Origin of the sequence: Lactobacillus paragasseri (genome assembly GCF_003584685.1) — a bacterium.
GTDB lineage: Bacteria > Bacillota > Bacilli > Lactobacillales > Lactobacillaceae > Lactobacillus > Lactobacillus paragasseri.
Map to the genome: position 1 here is coordinate 958,271 of NZ_AP018549.1, position 16,604 is coordinate 974,874.

14 protein-coding genes and 1 other RNA gene are annotated in these 16,604 nt (G+C 34.3%); 12 read left to right on the forward strand and 3 right to left on the reverse strand.

Annotated features, from left to right (window positions below):
* The first annotated feature begins 6 nt into the window (after nucleotides 1–6).
* Nucleotides 7–636, forward strand: coding sequence for an endonuclease III (gene nth, locus LpgJCM5343_RS04660; protein ID WP_003648865.1), 630 nt, complete (start codon nucleotides 7–9; stop codon nucleotides 634–636).
* A gap of 86 nt (nucleotides 637–722) precedes the next feature.
* Here the strand turns inward: nth and LpgJCM5343_RS04665 are convergent, their stop codons facing one another.
* Nucleotides 723–3,101, reverse strand: coding sequence for a PBP1A family penicillin-binding protein (locus LpgJCM5343_RS04665; RefSeq protein ID WP_113576158.1), 2,379 nt, complete (start codon nucleotides 3,099–3,101; stop codon nucleotides 723–725).
* Entirely contained in the window at nucleotides 3,091–3,720 is a 630-nt protein-coding gene (gene recU / locus LpgJCM5343_RS04670; RefSeq protein WP_003648863.1) for a Holliday junction resolvase RecU, read from the reverse strand. The genes LpgJCM5343_RS04665 and recU overlap by 11 nt, the downstream gene beginning before the upstream one ends.
* Nucleotides 3,721–3,788: 68 nt before the next feature.
* Here recU and LpgJCM5343_RS04675 point away from each other — a divergent pair, with 68 nt between their 5' ends.
* The 5 genes from LpgJCM5343_RS04675 (at nucleotide 3,789) to LpgJCM5343_RS04695 (ending at nucleotide 7,833) form a co-directional block, all read left to right on the forward strand.
* Nucleotides 3,789–4,358, forward strand: coding sequence for an SLOG family protein (locus LpgJCM5343_RS04675; protein ID WP_077958952.1), 570 nt, complete (start codon nucleotides 3,789–3,791; stop codon nucleotides 4,356–4,358).
* A gap of 213 nt (nucleotides 4,359–4,571) precedes the next feature.
* Entirely contained in the window at nucleotides 4,572–5,009 is a 438-nt protein-coding gene (locus LpgJCM5343_RS04680; protein ID WP_003648861.1) for a DivIVA domain-containing protein, read from the forward strand.
* Nucleotides 5,010–5,033: 24 nt separating this feature from the next.
* Nucleotides 5,034–5,400: RNase P RNA component class B (gene rnpB, locus LpgJCM5343_RS04685), an RNA gene on the forward strand.
* Nucleotides 5,401–5,473: 73 nt separating this feature from the next.
* On the forward strand, nucleotides 5,474–6,598 hold the full coding sequence (locus LpgJCM5343_RS04690; protein ID WP_020807371.1) for a THUMP domain-containing class I SAM-dependent RNA methyltransferase: 1,125 nt from the start codon (nucleotides 5,474–5,476) through the stop codon (nucleotides 6,596–6,598).
* A 2-nt stretch (nucleotides 6,599–6,600) separates the two neighbouring features.
* On the forward strand, nucleotides 6,601–7,833 hold the full coding sequence (locus LpgJCM5343_RS04695; RefSeq protein WP_101890706.1) for a metallophosphoesterase: 1,233 nt from the start codon (nucleotides 6,601–6,603) through the stop codon (nucleotides 7,831–7,833).
* Between the two features lie 58 nt (nucleotides 7,834–7,891).
* Here LpgJCM5343_RS04695 and LpgJCM5343_RS04700 read toward each other — a convergent pair whose 3' ends face one another.
* Entirely contained in the window at nucleotides 7,892–8,815 is a 924-nt protein-coding gene (locus LpgJCM5343_RS04700) for a DegV family protein (protein WP_113576157.1), read from the reverse strand.
* A gap of 132 nt (nucleotides 8,816–8,947) precedes the next feature.
* On the opposite strand from LpgJCM5343_RS04700, the gene LpgJCM5343_RS04705 reads away from it, so the two are divergent.
* The 6 genes from LpgJCM5343_RS04705 to LpgJCM5343_RS04730 are packed head-to-tail and all read left to right on the forward strand — an operon-like array spanning nucleotide 8,948 to nucleotide 16,589.
* Complete coding sequence (locus LpgJCM5343_RS04705; RefSeq protein ID WP_039156591.1) at nucleotides 8,948–9,292, forward strand: hypothetical protein; 345 nt, start codon at nucleotides 8,948–8,950, stop codon at nucleotides 9,290–9,292.
* On the forward strand, nucleotides 9,289–10,968 hold the full coding sequence (locus LpgJCM5343_RS04710) for a formate--tetrahydrofolate ligase (RefSeq protein WP_174705299.1): 1,680 nt from the start codon (nucleotides 9,289–9,291) through the stop codon (nucleotides 10,966–10,968). The genes LpgJCM5343_RS04705 and LpgJCM5343_RS04710 overlap by 4 nt, the downstream gene beginning before the upstream one ends.
* The gene (gene lspA / locus LpgJCM5343_RS04715; protein WP_077958949.1) at nucleotides 10,969–11,433 is read left to right on the forward strand and encodes a signal peptidase II; all 465 of its coding nucleotides are present in this window, start codon (nucleotides 10,969–10,971) and stop codon (nucleotides 11,431–11,433) included.
* 14 nt (nucleotides 11,434–11,447) lie between these two features.
* The gene (locus LpgJCM5343_RS04720) at nucleotides 11,448–12,362 is read left to right on the forward strand and encodes an RluA family pseudouridine synthase (RefSeq protein ID WP_039156585.1); all 915 of its coding nucleotides are present in this window, start codon (nucleotides 11,448–11,450) and stop codon (nucleotides 12,360–12,362) included.
* Nucleotides 12,363–12,365: 3 nt separating this feature from the next.
* The gene (locus tag LpgJCM5343_RS04725; RefSeq protein ID WP_003648853.1) at nucleotides 12,366–13,421 is read left to right on the forward strand and encodes a carbamoyl phosphate synthase small subunit; all 1,056 of its coding nucleotides are present in this window, start codon (nucleotides 12,366–12,368) and stop codon (nucleotides 13,419–13,421) included.
* Between the two features lie 3 nt (nucleotides 13,422–13,424).
* On the forward strand, nucleotides 13,425–16,589 hold the full coding sequence (locus LpgJCM5343_RS04730) for a carbamoyl phosphate synthase large subunit (RefSeq protein WP_101890708.1): 3,165 nt from the start codon (nucleotides 13,425–13,427) through the stop codon (nucleotides 16,587–16,589).
* The last annotated feature ends 15 nt before the right edge of the window (nucleotides 16,590–16,604 follow it).

The window sequence follows — 16,604 nt, forward strand, 5'->3', positions numbered from 1 at the left end:
GATTAAATGGAAAAATTATTATCGGATGAAGAAGCTCGATTAGTTTTAAAAAGAATTTTATCTCTTTATCCGGATGCTAAAGGAGAGCTTCACTGGGATACAAAGTTTCATTTACTCTGTGCAGTTTTAATGAGTGCACAAACTACTGATAAGATGGTTAATAAAACAACACCTAAATTTTTTAATGACTATCCTGACAGCGCCAGCTTAGCCCAAGCTAATATTAGAGATATCGAAGCACATATTCGCACCATTGGTTTGTATCGCACAAAGGCTAAGCATTTAAAGGAAACAGCACAGATCATTACAGACAAGTTCAATGGTGAAATTCCCCAGGATAAAAAGACTTTAATGACATTACCTGGCGTAGGAGAGAAAACAGCTAATGTTGTTTTAGCAGAAGGTTTTAAAATACCTGCAATTGCAGTTGATACTCATGTATCCCGTATTTCTAAAAGATTTAAGATAGTGGGGGAAAAAGCAACTCCCCACGAGGTAGAACAACGTCTTGAAGAATTACTTCCAAAAGAAGAATGGATTCGTACGCATCATGCAATGATTTTATTTGGCCGATATACAATGCCGGCTAGAACTAAAGATCAAGATCCGTATTCTTTTTTACCACCTTTAAAATGACTTTTTTTAATTAAAATACAATGCAAAAAAGCTCCAGAAGGCATCTCTGATATGATGCTTCTGGAGCTTTTATTTGATTTCAATAATTAATGATTATTATTGGAATTATTTGCCTGATGTTGTTGTTGATTTTGGTTATTTTGATTATTTGTATTTTGCTGGGAATTGTTATTTTGATTATCGGATTTATTTTCCGTTTGCTGATTATTGTTTTGATTCTGATTATTTGAATTATTATTGTTATTAGAAGTTGATGACTGCTTTTGACTCGATGATTGTTGTTCAGCATGACTTGATGAAGAGCTACTTTGAGAATGAGATTGCCCCTTAGATGATGTATCATCTTCTGTATCAAGTCTCGTATCAACGTCGTCATCTTCATCTTTCCGTTTATCAACGGTTACTTCGCTATAAGGATTTTTTGGCGCATGGCCTTTGACAAATAATTGCCAGCTTGAATTGCTTGCAGTAGGAGAAACTACTTTATCTTGGGTACCATTAGCAATTCTGCGTCTAACAACTGTGCTTGGCTTTGTCCAATCTTTATTAGCTTTATCTGTCATGAGATAAGACATCATTTGCTTATATAGAAGTTGAGCTGAAGAAGAACCAACGCCTGATGGGGTACCATCTTTCAAGTTATCGTATCCAGTCCAAATACCCATTGAATAAAGTTTAGTATAACCGACAAACCATGAATCTTTTGGCGAGTTCTTGTATTGAGGATATCTTACCAATTCTTCATCTGAATATTTAACAGTACCAGTTTTACCAGCTTCATATAAGTTTTTAATTCGAGCTTGTGTACCAGAACCCTTAGTTAACACACCCTTAAGCATATCAGTCATGATATATGCGGTTGATTCCTTCATTACTCTAGTACCACTGCTATCATAATTTCTAGTTAAACCATCCGGTGTTTCAATTTTAGAAACAAATTGTGGCTTGTGGTAAACACCATTATTAGCAAAAGCACCAAAAGCGCCTGCCATTTGAAGAGAAGAAGCATTAGCACCGATTGCAACTGATAAACCAGAATCAGAAGGAACGTTAACGCCAAGCTTTCTTGCAAAGAGCGATGCACGTGCAACTCCAACTTTGCTTAAGGTCTTAACTGCAGGGACGTTTCTGGATTGTTCTAGAGCATGGCGCATAGTCATTTTACCTTCGTATTTATTATCCCAGTCATAAAGCTGAATATTAGTACCAGGGTAAACATACTTAGAATCGTCTAATATATGAGAAGTTGGCCAGTTAAGATATTCAATTGCTGGACCATAATCTAATACGGGCTTAACAGTTGATCCAGTTGAACGGCCAGTTTGAACAGCGCGATTTAACCCTAATTGAACAGAAGGTAGCTTACGGCCACCAATAATAGCAATAACGTGACCAGTCCTTGGATCAATAATTGTTGCACCAACTTGCATCTTATCGTTAGTAAATGGAACTGATCCATTGTTTACTAGGTCATAAAGCTTTTGTTGTGCATCTTGATCAATATTAACTGTAATCTTTAAGTTGTCATTATAAGGATTAAATCCTTTGCTCTTAACTTCGCTGATTACTTCTTTAATATATGGATCGTCAACCTTCCTTAATTCTGAAGTTGCATTGTTCTTCTTTGGTTGTAATCCTTGAGTGATTGGCTCATTAACAGCTTGTGTATATTGAGACTTAGTAATCTTGTCGTTTTTAAGCATTGCTCTTAAAACAATATCTCTTCTATATTTAGCCTTTTCTGGATAAACATATGGATCATAGGTAACTGGTGCATTAGGCATGCCTGCCAGAAGAGCAGTTTGTGCTAAATCAAGATCCTTTAGATCTTTGCCATAGTAGAAATCTGCTGCAGTACCCATTCCATAGTTACCGTAATTCATATATACCTTATTAATATAGAATTCTAAAATTTGCTCTTTACTAAATTCTCGTTCAACTTTCATTGAAAGCCATGCTTCTTGTGCTTTTCTACGAAGAGTTCTTTGCGAAGCAGCAGTTGAAAAAACAGAAAGCTTAACTAATTGCTGAGTGATAGTTGATCCACCGGCAGCCACGCCCTTGCTTTTAGCGTTAACTAGGACAGAACCAACAATTCGAATTGGATCAAGCCCAATACCTTCTTTATAAAAACGCCTATCTTCGACAGAGACAATAGCATTTTTGAGTTCTTTAGGAATTTCATCATTATTAACGTAAGTTCTTTTTTCAGAACCTAAAGAAAGAAGAAATTTCCCATCTCGAGTATAAAGGCTACTCGTTCCTCCACTTTGAAGTTGAGCTTGTGAAATGCTAGGAGCGTCTTTAGCGTAATACGCAAATAGTCCTACCCCAGAAACAATGATTAACATTGCCACAATAAAGAACCATTTAATTATTTGTAGCCAAATTCTTTTACGTGGTTTACCTTCGGGGTGAAGGTTAGCCATTCTAGAATTGGTTGGCTTTTGATTGTTATCTGCCATTCTTTTTGTTCCTATCTATAAAATTATCTATTGCATCCAAGTAAGGAAGTGTTGGTCGAAATCCACTTTTGATTTCAATTGAATTGTCAATCAACTCTTGAAGTGTCATCGAACTCTTATGCGGTGTTTTCCAAGCTTTAATTACAAAACTCGCTGGAGTTACAAAATAGCGATTAAGAGTTACGAAGCGGATTATTGTAAAACAAATTCCTTTTTGCTTTAAACATCTTTCAAGATGGATGATCTGATGTTCATGGAAATTTTTCAAAGGGAAAGATCTTTTATTTCTCGTTTCTTTAGCTTCAAAATCTAAATATCGACCTTGATAAACGCCATTATAATCAGTTGTAGAAGCCTGCCTAAAGTAAGCTTCTTTAATGACTGCACGAGAACGTTTGGGATAATCTACTTTGACAATTTGAACCGGAGTTGGCTTTTTATGAACTACAGCAATATCTTCAAGAAGATAATACTTATTAGATTCATTGATTTGTTGCTCTAGGTTCATTCCACGATCAGAAAATACAACATCTTTACGATGTTTTTGCTTTCTTGGATGCAGAAGGTCAGTTTGATCTTTAGTATAATGTGTTAGACTGCCTGTTGGATATTTTACCATCAACATCACTCCTGTTTAGCATTATAGCAAAGATTTTAAATCATTTTTAGAGAAAGAAAGGATCATCAATGAAGCGTCTATGGGTTACTGGATATCGTTCGTATGAATTAAGTATCTTTAGTGATAAGGATCCTAAGTTAACTGTAATTAAATATACTCTAACTAATTATTTTAAAAGCTTACTTGAAGAGGGAAAAATTGACTGGATAATTAGTGGCGCAAACTTAGGAATTGAGCAATGGGCATTAGAAGCAGCAATTCAACTTCAGAATGAATATAGCATTCATACGGCCTTGATGACGCCTTATTTAGAATTTTCTAAAAGATGGAATGAAAATAATCAGATGAAGTATCAAAATTTAACCGAACAAGTTGATTTCACTGCTGCTACTTCAAATTATCCCTATATGAGTCCAGCACAATTAAAAAATTATCAAAGTTTCATGTTGGGACATACCGACCGCGCAGTTCTGATTTATGATCCTGAACATCCTGGTAAGCCCAAATATGATTATGAAGCCATCCAAAAGTATCAAGAGGGACATGATTACCCTGTAGATATAATTGACTTTTATGATTTGCAGGAATCAGCAGAAGAATATGAAGAAAATCATCGACAAGAAAATAATTTTTATTAGATTTTAGAGTAATTTTTTTGCTTGTAGCTTATATAAGACTAATTTAATAAGAAATTTTTTAGAAACAGGGGCTATTATTGCCTGAAGAAAATTTATAACTTATACTAGTTGTATACGATATGGTGAGTGCCATTGAGCTAATAACTAGTTAACACCTTATCGCCTAAATTAAAGACAGACATTAGTCTGCAATTAAGGAGTTTGACGAAATAAATGGCAAGTTTAAATGATATTCAACTAAATCCACAAAGTATTTTAAAAAAGCAATTTAGGACCAAAATGAAGGGGTATGACTCAGATGAGGTAGATTCATACCTTGATACGATTATTTCTGACTATAGTACTTTTGCGACAATTATTGAAGATTTACAGGCACAAATTAGTGAGTTAAAAGCTCAACAAAAACAGGCACCAACTCAGAGTGATGCTCCTAAGTTAGATTTCAAAAATGAAGAAGTTGAGGATGATGTTAAGACGTACACTCCTCATAATATCCAGAAACCTATAGTAAATAGCGCAAATGAAGAAAAAGAAGCTCCTGAATTAACTACTAACGTAGCTATGATTCAACGTATTTCTACTTTGGAGCGTAAAGTCTACAACCTTGAGCAAAGAATGAATCAACAAGATAGAACTTACCAAGCTAATTAAAACTATGATATAATTGTTATTGCAAATTTCGAGCGATCGCGGTTAGCTTATGCTAGCTGAGGAAAGTCCACGCACGCACAAGCTGAGATGCTTGTAGTTTTTGTACTCAGCCCAATAAGCTGGGGGACTTGTTTTATCAAGTTACGGCGGAAAAAGCACTAAATCATTTTTGACATGTGTGACTATCCTGAAAAGTGCCACAGTGACGAAGCAGCAAGGGAAACTTTGCTGGTGGAACGAGGTAAACCCTGCAAGCGGGCAACCCAAATTTGGTAGGGGCGCTTTCGTCTAAGTAAATGAACTAAAGACGAAGTCATTTTTAATGAAGATAGATGGTCGCTGAAGATAAGGTTTAACCGGATCTTATTGGAACAGAACGTGGCTTATAGAGATTTGTAGGTTAGGGTTGAGCTTTGGCTCAACCTTTTTTTATAGAAAAATTTAGTATAGATAGAGAATAAATAATGAAAGAATATACATTATATGCGACAATGGGCGCTGGATTTGAAAGCGTTGTTGCAAAAGAATTAAATAATCTAGGCTATGAGACTAGTACCGAGAATGGACGTGTATTTTTTAAAGGTACACAAAAGGATGTTGTAAAGACCAATTTATGGCTTAGAAGTGCTGATCGAATCAAAATTTTATTAAAAGAATTCAAGGCATTTAGCTTCGATCAATTGTACGATGAAGTTTATAGCTATGATTGGGCAGAATTATTACCAGTTGATGCACAATTTCCTGTGAAGGGAAGAAGCGTTCGTAGTAAATTACACTCTGAGCCTGATGTGCAATCAATTGTTAAAAAAGCAATTGTAGATAAGCTGACCGATCAATATCGGAGACGTGGCTTTTTACCTGAAAGTGGAGCTGAGTATCCTTTAGATATTCATATTTATAAAGATGTAGCACGGTTAAGCTTAGATACAACTGGCCAGAGTTTATTTAAGCGTGGATATCGAGTTGAACATGGTGGAGCACCTTTAAAGGAAAATTTTGCAGCTGGATTAATTGAATTAACACCATTTGATGGCTCTCATCCTTTTATCGATCCTATGACTGGATCAGGCACGATTGCAATCGAAGCAGCCCTAAAGGCTAAAAATATAGCTCCAGGTATTTGGAGAGAGTTTGCTTTTGATAATTTTGACTGGTTTGATAAAAAAATTCATCCCGAATTAGTGGAAGAAGCAAAAACTAAAGAAAAACAAGAGCATGCTCCAATTTTAGCAAGCGATATTGATCAGTCAATTTTAGAAATTGCTAAGGTTAACGCACATAATGCTGGCGTGTTACAAGATATTAAATTTAAACAAGTAGCTGTAAAAGACTTTGCGACCGACTTAGAAAATGGGGTAATTATTGCTAATCCACCTTATGGTAAGCGATTGAAAGACCGCGAGGCAGCTGAAAAAATTTATGAAGAAATGGGACAAACTTTGCGTCCATTATCTTCATTTAGTCAGTATTATTTAACCTCTGATCCGCAATTTGAAAAATTCTTTGGTGCTAGAGCTACTAAAAAACGGAAATTTTACAATGGTAATTTAAGAACTGATTATTATCAATATTGGGCAAATAAGAGATAAAAATGTTAACGCAAGACAAAAAGACGAGCTTTTGGGTCATTAGTGATACTCATTTAATTGCAGATAGCTTACATGATGATGGTCAGGCCTTTTCTCAAATGCAAAAAACTAGTCAGGGCAAGGATCTTTATTATCAAGAAACTGCTCTTAGTGCTTTTGTTAGAATGGCAGAAGAAAAGAAGCCTGCAGCAATTATTGTTACGGGGGATGTAACTTTTAATGGAGAGCGGGTTTCAGCTGAGAGATTTGCGGAAATTTTTAAACCTCTGACTAAAACTAAACTTCTTGTTCTTCCTGGAAATCATGATATTTATGATGGGTGGGCAAGAGAATTTCATGGTAAAAAGCAATATTATGCTGGGCAGATTAGTCCTCGAATGTGGCGTAATATTTTTAGAACTTCTTATGAAACTGCAGTTAGCGTTGATAATAGTTCATTAGCCTATAGTGTTCAGTTAAATCCAGATTATTTGTTAATCTTAGCAGATTCTAACGATTATGGAAAAGAAGAATCATCTACTGCTCCAGCTACAGCAGGCTTTTTAGGTAAAGAACAAAGAAAGTGGATTAAAGAGCAGCTTCAATATGCTAGTCAGAATAACTTGCGTGTAATTTTCTGTATGCATCATAATCTTTATGCACATAATCCAGCAGTAAATAAAGGCTATGTGGTTGATGACTATCGAGAATTACGTAAATTATTAGCTCAATATAATGTAAAACTAGTTTTTTCTGGTCATATTCATGCTCAAAATATCATGTCACCGCAAAATTCATGTCCAGCAACGGAAGTTGTAACTACAAGCTTTTGTTCTAATGATCAAGGGTATGGTGTAGTTAAAGTTTCTCCAAAAGAAATTAGCTACACATGTCACCATTTTGAGATGAAAGACTATCTAACTGATAAAGAAAAGCAAAATTGGACTTTGACTCATTTTCATGATTATTTAGAAAACATTCAGTTAGGGACTATTTCTGCAGAATTAATGCAAGAAGATTTGTATCGAAATCATGATGATTTAAAGAGTGTTCGACAGATGGGGCGTCTTTTTGGCGAAATGAACTATCATTTCTTTACTGGCAAGAATCATATCGTTTTTGACGAATTACAAAAACTAAAAAAGTCTGAAATCTATCAACGACTAATTTCAGAAAATCCTCAATATGAATTATATTTGCAGACTCTATATGATACTTCTGTACATGATAACTTACATGTGAAAATTAAGTATTAAAAGGCAAATTAACTAAAAAAGGCAAGTACTATATGAAATTTATAGTACTTGCCTTTTTTTAATCTTCAACTACTCGAGAATTAATATTTAAAAGTGGCTTACCATTTTTATCAAAATAAGAATCTAAGTCTCGGCACCAGATCATTGCCATTGTATGTTGACCAACGTGAACTCCAACAACTGGACCGATAATACTTTGATCAACTTTAATTTTTGGAAAACTCGTTTGATAATCATTAATCCACGCAGCTTCTCTTTCTTCATCGTCAGCATGAAAAATTGTTAGCTGAATTGGATAAGGCATGTTAGAAGTTAGGCGACTGAAATCTTTTTTAATATGATTATAAGCACGTTTATACTGTCTTTCTTTTGCAATTGCAGAAATCTTACCTTCGTTTTGAACGTCCATAGATAAGATAGGCTTGATTTTTAAAATAGAACCAACAAAGCTAGCCGCATTTGATAAACGTCCGGTTCGTTTTAAGTGATTAAGATTATCTACCATAAATCTAACATCAGTAGTATTTCGTAGATCCTTTAAGTCATGCATGATTAGATTAATATCAGCTCCAGCCTTAACTAATCGACCAGCTAAGATTGCGGCATCTGCCTCTCCAGCACATGTGATTTTACAGTCAAAGGGATGAATATTAATACGCGTTTCTTCATTTGCTACGCTTAAGACATTACTATAAAAACTAGAATTACCACTTGAGAGCGTAATAATAATTAGATCTGTATAACCCTCATTAATATACTTTTCAACATATCTTTTAACTGTTCCGATTGATGGCTGAGAAGTGGTAGGAAGAGTTGTAGAGCTATTTAATTTTTTATAAAATTCATGAAAACCAATATCAATTAAATCAAGATATTCTTTATTGTCCCAAATAATTGGAATTGGTAGTACATCAATACCATATTTCTCACATTGTTCTTTCGTTAAATAAGATGAACTGTCAGTTAAAACGCCGATTTTCATAATATTAATTTCCTCCATATTCTTGCTTAATATTATAGTCTAGAACACAACTTTAAACAAAAACGTAAATCTGTTTTATTTTTGTTACAATAGAGATAATTAATAAATAGGGTGTGACCTAAATTCTAAATTATGAAAAAACATTTTATTTTTTTAGGAGCTGCCGGTGTAATTTATTACTCCTGGCTCTTAGCACTAATTTTTGTAGCCTTTATTGTTGGGTATGAAAGTAACAAGTCAATTAGTTATCCTGCAATTGCTTTAGGAACTATTTTCGCAATTATTGTTATTTATACCTGGCTTAATTCTTATTTTCAAAAAGAAGCACGTGTTTATTGGTTAAAATTACCATATCGTCAAAAAATTCAGCTTCAGGACTTAAAAATTAAGTGGCAATGGAAGGCATTCGACATATATGAAGCAAGAGGTAAACTTAATACTTATTTGCTTTTAGCACTTAAGAGAAAGAAGAAATGAATTTGAAGTCAGATATCGAGATCGCTCAGAATACTAAAGAATTACCAATTACAGAAATTGCACAAAAGATAGATCTTCAGCCAGAAGAAATTGAACTTTACGGTAATGATAAAGCTAAGATAAGCTGGAAAGGTATTAACCGAATTAAGAAGAGCCAAAAACTGGGAAAGTTAATCTTAGTTACGTCAATTAGTCCTACTCCTGCGGGTGAAGGTAAATCGACCATTACTATTGGTTTGGGGGATGCTATTAGCAACCAACTCCATAAAAACACTTTAATTGCTTTAAGAGAGCCCTCAATGGGTCCTGTTTTTGGATTGAAGGGTGGAGCTACTGGTGGTGGTTATGCACAAATTATTCCGATGGAAGACATTAATTTGCATTTTACTGGAGATATGCATGCTTTAACTAGTGCAATTGATACTTTAGCTGCTTTGGTCGATAATTATATTTACCAAGACAATAGTTTAAAGTTAGATCCAAATCGGATTTTGTTAAAGCGCGGAATTGACGTTAATGATCGTACTTTAAGAAAGATCACTATCGGTCAAGGATCACGTTTTAATGGAATCGAACATGAAGCTAGCTTTGCAATTACTGTAGCCAACGAACTAATGGCTATTTTATGTTTAGCAACTGATATTAATGATTTAAAGAAGAGAATTGGAAATATTCTTGTTGGCTTTTCAGTAAAAGATGAACCTGTTTATGTTAAAGACTTAGGGTTTGAAGGAGCAATAGCCGCTTTACTATCAACTGCATTAAAGCCAAACTTAGTTCAAACGCTTGAACATACTCCAGCTATTGTTCATGGAGGTCCATTTGCTAATATTGCTCATGGTGCTAACTCAGTAATTGCTACTAACACAGCCTTACATTTAAGTGATTATGTTTTAACTGAAGCAGGTTTTGGTGCAGACCTTGGTGGTCAAAAGTTTATGGACTTTGTATCAAATCATCTAGATAAACGACCAGATGCCGTTGTAGTAGTGGCAACTGTGAGAGCATTAAAATATCAAGCTGAAGAAAGTACAGATCACTTAGATAAAGAGAACATTCCTGCTTTAGAAAAGGGATTTGCTAACTTGAAGCGTCATATGGAAAATATGGCTCATTATGGTGTTCCAGTAATGGTCTTGATTAATAAATTCGCTAGTGATACTGATCAGGAATTGTCTAAATTAAAGGAATTAGTTCAAAATGATGGCTTTGACTGCGAAGTTGTTTCTTACCATGATGAAGGTTCAAGAGGCGGAATCAAGGCAGCTGAAAAAGTTGTTGAGTTAACTGGTAAAGCTAGTGACTTTACTCCTGTTTATGAGCCTGAGGATTCTGTAGAAGATAAAATCGCTAAAATTGCTCATAAGATTTATCATGCAAAGGATATCGAATATTCGGATAAGGCAAAGAAGCAATTAGCAGAAATTAAGAAGATGGGCAAAGATCAATTACCAGTAATTATTGCTAAGACGCAATATAGTTTTACCGATAAAAAGAAGATTCTTGGAGCACCAGAGGACTTTACTCTTCATGTTAAATACCTTGCTCTTAAGAATGGTGCGGGCTTTATCGTGGTAGCAACTGGTTCAATTTTAGACATGCCAGGACTTCCTAAGCATCCTGCTGCTTTAGACATCGATGTAGACAATAATGGAAAGATTTCAGGATTATTCTAAATGAAGAGAGCTAAGCAAGTCTTATATTTAGTAATTTCTTTACTAGTGGTTGTTGCCGATCAATGGTTAAAAAACTATATTGTTACTAATTTTAAAATAGGTGACGAGAAAACTATTATTCCAGGAATTCTTTCATTTACGTATTTACAAAATGATGGAGCTGCATGGAATATTTTTAGCGGTCAAATGATCTTGTTTTACTTAATTAGTATCGCTGCAATTGTGGTGGTAGTTTATTATCTTTTTAATCCTAAATATAAAAATTGGCTTTTCGATACTGGTTTAGCCCTAGTTTTGGGAGGAATTGTCGGCAATTTTATTGATCGATTGCACTTGAAATATGTAATTGATATGCTGCAATTAGATTTTGTTCAGTTTAATATTTTCAATATTGCTGACAGTGCTATTACAGTTGGAATTGTCCTTGTTTTTATCTATTTGATATTTATAAGTGAAAAGGATTAAAGGCTGAAAGTTAAATGACCGAAAATTATCAATTAGTAATTGAAAAAGAAAAAGGACGCTTAGATAAAGTGATTGCTGAAAAGATTAAAGATCTAAGCCGAACAAAAATCAAAGAGCTAGTTAACGATAAAAATATTCTAGTTAATAATAAGGCCGAGAAAGTATCATATAAGGTGCAAGCCGGTGATTTAATTGATATTACTGTTCCTCCAGCTAAACCATTATCTTTAGAGGCGCAAAATTTAAATCTTGATATTGTTTATGAAGACGCAGACGTGATTGTAGTTAATAAGCCGCAAGGGATGGTAGTTCATCCTTCCGCTGGTCATCCTGATCATACTCTAGTTAATGGTTTGCTATATCATACGCATGAATTAGCTGATAGTCCTGAAGGTTTTCGACCAGGTATCGTTCATCGAATTGATAAGGATACTTCCGGGCTGTTGATGGTAGCTAAGAATGATAAAGCTCGTGAAAGTTTAGAAAAGCAACTAGCAGAAAAAATAAATAAGAGAGAATATTTAGCAATTGTTCATGGTAACTTTGAAACAAAAAATGGGGTTATTGATGCTCCGATTGGTAGAAATCCTAATAATCGGAAACAAATGGCAGTTAATCCTAAAGGGAAAGCTGCAGTAACTCATTTTACTGTGCTTGAACAATTTAAAGACTATAGTTTAGTTAAATGTGTTCTTGAAACAGGCAGGACTCATCAAATTAGGGTTCACATGAAATATATTGGTCATCCTTTAGCTGGAGATCCTTTATATGGACCTAAAAAGACATTGACAGGCCATGGTCAATTTCTGCATGCTGAAACTTTAGGTTTTTATCAACCATCTACACACAAATGGCTGGAGTTTTCTGCACCATTACCAGCTATTTTTGAAAAACAACTAGAAAATTTAAGACGAGAAACGAAGCATTAATTTATGAAACGATATTTAATTCTTGAAGATGGCACAGCATTTTCGGGACACGGTTTTGGTGCACCGATTACTGCTACAGGCGAACTTGCCATTCAAACTAGTAATTTTGGCTATCAGGAAGCTATTTCAGATCCTGCTAATTTTGGTAAAATCTTAGCTTTTACAACACCAATGATTGGAGGTAGTGGTATTAATGCCATCGATTACGAATCAATCGATCCAAGCGTGCGCGGAATAATTGCTAATGATATTGCCTTTCATATTTCTGCAAATCCAACTTTTCAAGACTTAAATGATTTTTTAAAGGAAAAAAGAATACCGGCAATCTATGGTGTTGATACACGGGCGTTAGTTCAAAAACTAAAAAATAAACAAGTAATCAAGGCATCAATTATGGATACCAATGATGCCCATGCATTTGATCAAATTAAGGCGCTTGTTTTGCCTAAAAATAAAACAGCTCAAATTTCTACTACGCATCCCTATGCTGCACCAAATGTTGGTAAAACTGTTGCTGTGATTGATTTAGGTTTAAAACATTCATTGCTACGATCCCTTTCATTACGCAAAATTAATAGTGTTGTTTTACCATACAATGCATCAATATATGACATTATTAATTTACGAGCAGACGCAATTGTGATTTCTAATGGACCAGGTAGGGTAGAAGAAGTTGCACCTTTTTTGAAGCCTGTTTTTGATAAATTTTATGGAAAATTACCAATTCTAGGAATTGGATTAGGCTTTCTTGCCATTAGTAATTTCTTAAATTTAGAGCTTTTAGACTTAATTCCGGCTTATAATGGTAGTAATTTTCCCGTTATTGAACAGACTAATAATCGAATTTGGCAAACGGCAATGAATATTGATCAATTAGTTGTTCCAGATAGTTTATCATTGAATCTTTCACGTAAATATTTTGACCTAAAGTCAGATTTATTAGCTGGTTTCAGTATTAAAGATGATAAAGTTTTGGCAACTGCATTCAATCCAGAAGGTTCACCAGGTAACTTTGATGCAGCTAGTATTTATGATCAGTTTTTGAATATGATGGAGTAAATTATGCCTTTACATAATGAAATTAATAAAGTTCTTGTGATTGGGGCCGGGCCAAGTATCGTTGGAGAAGTTACAGAGTTGGACATTCTAGCTAAACAAGCTTTAGCTGCATTTGAAGAAAGTAGTATTCAAGTTGTTCTAATTAATCCTAATCCAGCAACAGTAACAACTGATCCTCGTCCAGATGTAAACGTTTATCTTGAGCCAATGACGCTTCCCTTTGTGAAACGTATTATCCGAATGGAAAAGCCAGATGCTATTATTCCAGCTTTTGGAGGAAAGCCAGCCTTAAGACTTACTAAAGAGTTATTAGAATCTGGAATTTTAGCTCAAATGAACATTGAGCTATTAACCATTAATAGTTTGGCTTTAAGTTTGTCAACACCTCATAATTTTTATACTTTCCTTAAGGCAAATAAGATTGCTGTGGCTAATCAATGGATCTTAGAAAAAGAAGAAGATTTAAGACGCATAGTTGAACATGCACACTTTCCACTTCTTTTGTCAAAGAAACAGCATTATCGTCCAGATAATATGATTTCATTGAGCAATTTAACACAATTAGAGCAGTATTTTTTGGATGAAGAAAATGACGACCATTTTAATTGGCAAGACTATCGATTAAGTGAAGATCTCTCTAATTGGGAAGAATTGATTTTTGATATTGTCCGTGATAATAATGGCAATTTCTGTTTTGTTGGTAATACTGGTAGCTTAGAACCAGTAGGTATCAATTCTTCTGATTCTTTACTAGTTACGCCCATTTTAACCAGGAATAACAATCAGATTCAAAGATTACGAAATTGTTGTCGCAAAATTGCTAATTGCCTTAATTTGCATGGTGCATTAAGTATTCATTTTGCTGTTAAACAGAGTGGTGAATCTTTTAACTATAAAGTGTTAAGTATAAAGCCACGCCTAACACAAACTAGCCTACTTTCATATAGAAGTGGTGTTTATTCAATTGGCTATGTAACTGCAAAAATTGCACTTGGATATAATTTAAATGAAATAACTGATCCGCAATCTGGTATTTCAGCCGCAGTTGATCCAGTACAAGACGCTTGCTTTGTAAAATTACCTTATTGGTCATTTACTGAAGCAGGCTATAATCACTATGCTTTAAACAATAAGACTACTTCAGGTGGACAAGCACTTGGAATAGGTCGTAATTTTGAAAGTGCATTTTTAAAAGCCTTGCAATCAACAACTGGTTTTTCTAATAATGTAACAACTTTTAATAAAGAATGTGCTAAGAGTGAAGAACAGTTACTACAAGATTTAAGTCATCCTAATGAAATGCATTTAGTAACACTTTTAGCTGCCTTAGCTAAAGGAATTAGTTATCATAAGTTACACAAACTTTTACATGTTCATTTAGTATTTTTGCAGAAATTTAATCATATTTTGATTTTATTAAAAAAGCTGCAAGCAGATGAATTAACTCCTGATTTGTTACTTAAAGTAAAAAAGAACGGGTTTTCTAATCGATTAATTGCTGAAATTATTGGACGAGAAGAAAAAGCAATTGCTGATCTATGTACAAAATGGTCAATTAAGCCAAGTTATATTGAAATTGATGGTACAGCTGGATTAATACATCCTAATATTAAGGCAGTTTATAGTAGTTATGGGATTGAGGACGAAGTAAAACCATTAGCTAATTCTAAAAAATGTCTTCTTTTAGGGCTAAAACCATTTCAGGTATCTCTAACTGGAGAATTTGATTACATGCTCTATCATGCAGCGAAAACCTTGAAAGAGCAGGGAATTAGCCCAGTAATTATTAGTAATAATCCTGAAAGTGTTAGTGCTGCTTATGATGTATGTGACCGGGTTTATTTTGAACCAATTACTTTAGAAAATATTTTAGAAGTTGCTTGGAAAGAAAATATTACTGAAGTTGTAACTCAGTTTTCTGGTAAACAAATTAATCAGTATCGAATTCAGCTTTTAGAGCATGGGCTGACGATTTTAGGACAACCTAATTTAAAAGAGATTTTAAAAGAAGACCATGCTGAAGAGGTATATCAAGCAGGTGTTAATCCTGTTCCTGCTCTTCAATGTGATAATGAGAAAAATATTTTTGCTTTTGTAAAGGATAATGGTTTTCCAGCTTTGATCGGTGGTACCAGCAATGGCAAGAAACAAAAGTCTGCTGTTGTTTTTGATTTACCTGCCTTACAAAGATATATTGCCGAGAATTCATTAGAACATATAACGGTTTCTAAGTTCATTGAAGGCAAAAAATACGAAGTCACTGCTATTTCTGATGGTAAAAATGTTACTATTCCTGGAATTATTGAACATTTCGAACAAACTGGATCACATGCCAGTGACTCAATAGCTGTTTATCGCCCCCAAAACTTATCAACTAATGATCAGCGTAGGTTACGCGATAGTGCAATTAGTATTGCAACTAAATTACACTTAAGAGGACCAGTTAATTTACATTTTTTATTAGCTCATGATCAGATATACTTATTGCAAATGAAGAGTTATTCAGGCCATAATGTAGCCTTTTTAACTAAAGCTTTGAAAAGAGATATCACTGCAATTACCATGAAAGTTCTTTTGGGAAGTAAGCTGTCTGAATTAGAATTACCTAGTGACATTTGGCCATCAAATAACCTAATTCATGTTAAAATGCCTGTATTTTCTTATTTATCTTACCAAAGTGAAAATACCTTTGATTCCAAGATGAAGACGTCTGGAAGCGTAATCGGACGTGCCAAGCATTTACCAACAGCCTTATTTAAGGGGTATGAAGGTAGTGATTTAATGATTTCGACATATGGGACCGTATTTATTTCTGTTAAAGATTCTGAGAAACAGAATGCAATTAAAATAGCTGCGAGATTCCACCAGTTAGGATTTAAATTGCTTGCTACTGAGGGAACAGCTAATGTTTTAGCTGAAGAAGGTATTACAACTGGAATTATTGGAAAGGTTCAAGAGGGTAGCAATAGTTTATTAGAAAAAATTAAGCAACATCGCATTAATTTAGTCATTAACGTTACTAGTTTATCTGACTCTGCTAGTCATGATGCAATCATGATTAAGGATGCAGCTTTAAGTACGCATATTCCTGTCTTTTCTAGTTTACAATCTGCGCAAGATGTACTAACGGTGCTTGAAACCTTAGCAATGACTACACAGCCATTATAAAACTAAATATTTAAA

Bases quoted from the DNA above. Each gene is read 5' to 3' on its own strand.
- LpgJCM5343_RS04700 (WP_113576157.1), bottom strand. From the start codon at position 8,815: ATGAAAATCGGCGTTTTAACTGACAGTTCATCTTATTTAACGAAAGAA.
- recU (WP_003648863.1), bottom strand. From the start codon at position 3,720: ATGGTAAAATATCCAACAGGCAGTCTAACACATTATACTAAAGATCAA.
- nth (WP_003648865.1), top strand. From the start codon at position 7: ATGGAAAAATTATTATCGGATGAAGAAGCTCGATTAGTTTTAAAAAGA.
- LpgJCM5343_RS04690 (WP_020807371.1), top strand. From the start codon at position 5,474: ATGAAAGAATATACATTATATGCGACAATGGGCGCTGGATTTGAAAGC.
- LpgJCM5343_RS04730 (WP_101890708.1), top strand. From the start codon at position 13,425: ATGCCTTTACATAATGAAATTAATAAAGTTCTTGTGATTGGGGCCGGG.
- LpgJCM5343_RS04705 (WP_039156591.1), top strand. From the start codon at position 8,948: ATGAAAAAACATTTTATTTTTTTAGGAGCTGCCGGTGTAATTTATTAC.
- lspA (WP_077958949.1), top strand. From the start codon at position 10,969: ATGAAGAGAGCTAAGCAAGTCTTATATTTAGTAATTTCTTTACTAGTG.
- LpgJCM5343_RS04675 (WP_077958952.1), top strand. From the start codon at position 3,789: ATGAAGCGTCTATGGGTTACTGGATATCGTTCGTATGAATTAAGTATC.
- LpgJCM5343_RS04720 (WP_039156585.1), top strand. From the start codon at position 11,448: ATGACCGAAAATTATCAATTAGTAATTGAAAAAGAAAAAGGACGCTTA.
- LpgJCM5343_RS04680 (WP_003648861.1), top strand. From the start codon at position 4,572: ATGGCAAGTTTAAATGATATTCAACTAAATCCACAAAGTATTTTAAAA.
- LpgJCM5343_RS04665 (WP_113576158.1), bottom strand. From the start codon at position 3,101: ATGGCAGATAACAATCAAAAGCCAACCAATTCTAGAATGGCTAACCTT.
- LpgJCM5343_RS04725 (WP_003648853.1), top strand. From the start codon at position 12,366: ATGAAACGATATTTAATTCTTGAAGATGGCACAGCATTTTCGGGACAC.
- LpgJCM5343_RS04710 (WP_174705299.1), top strand. From the start codon at position 9,289: ATGAATTTGAAGTCAGATATCGAGATCGCTCAGAATACTAAAGAATTA.
- LpgJCM5343_RS04695 (WP_101890706.1), top strand. From the start codon at position 6,601: ATGTTAACGCAAGACAAAAAGACGAGCTTTTGGGTCATTAGTGATACT.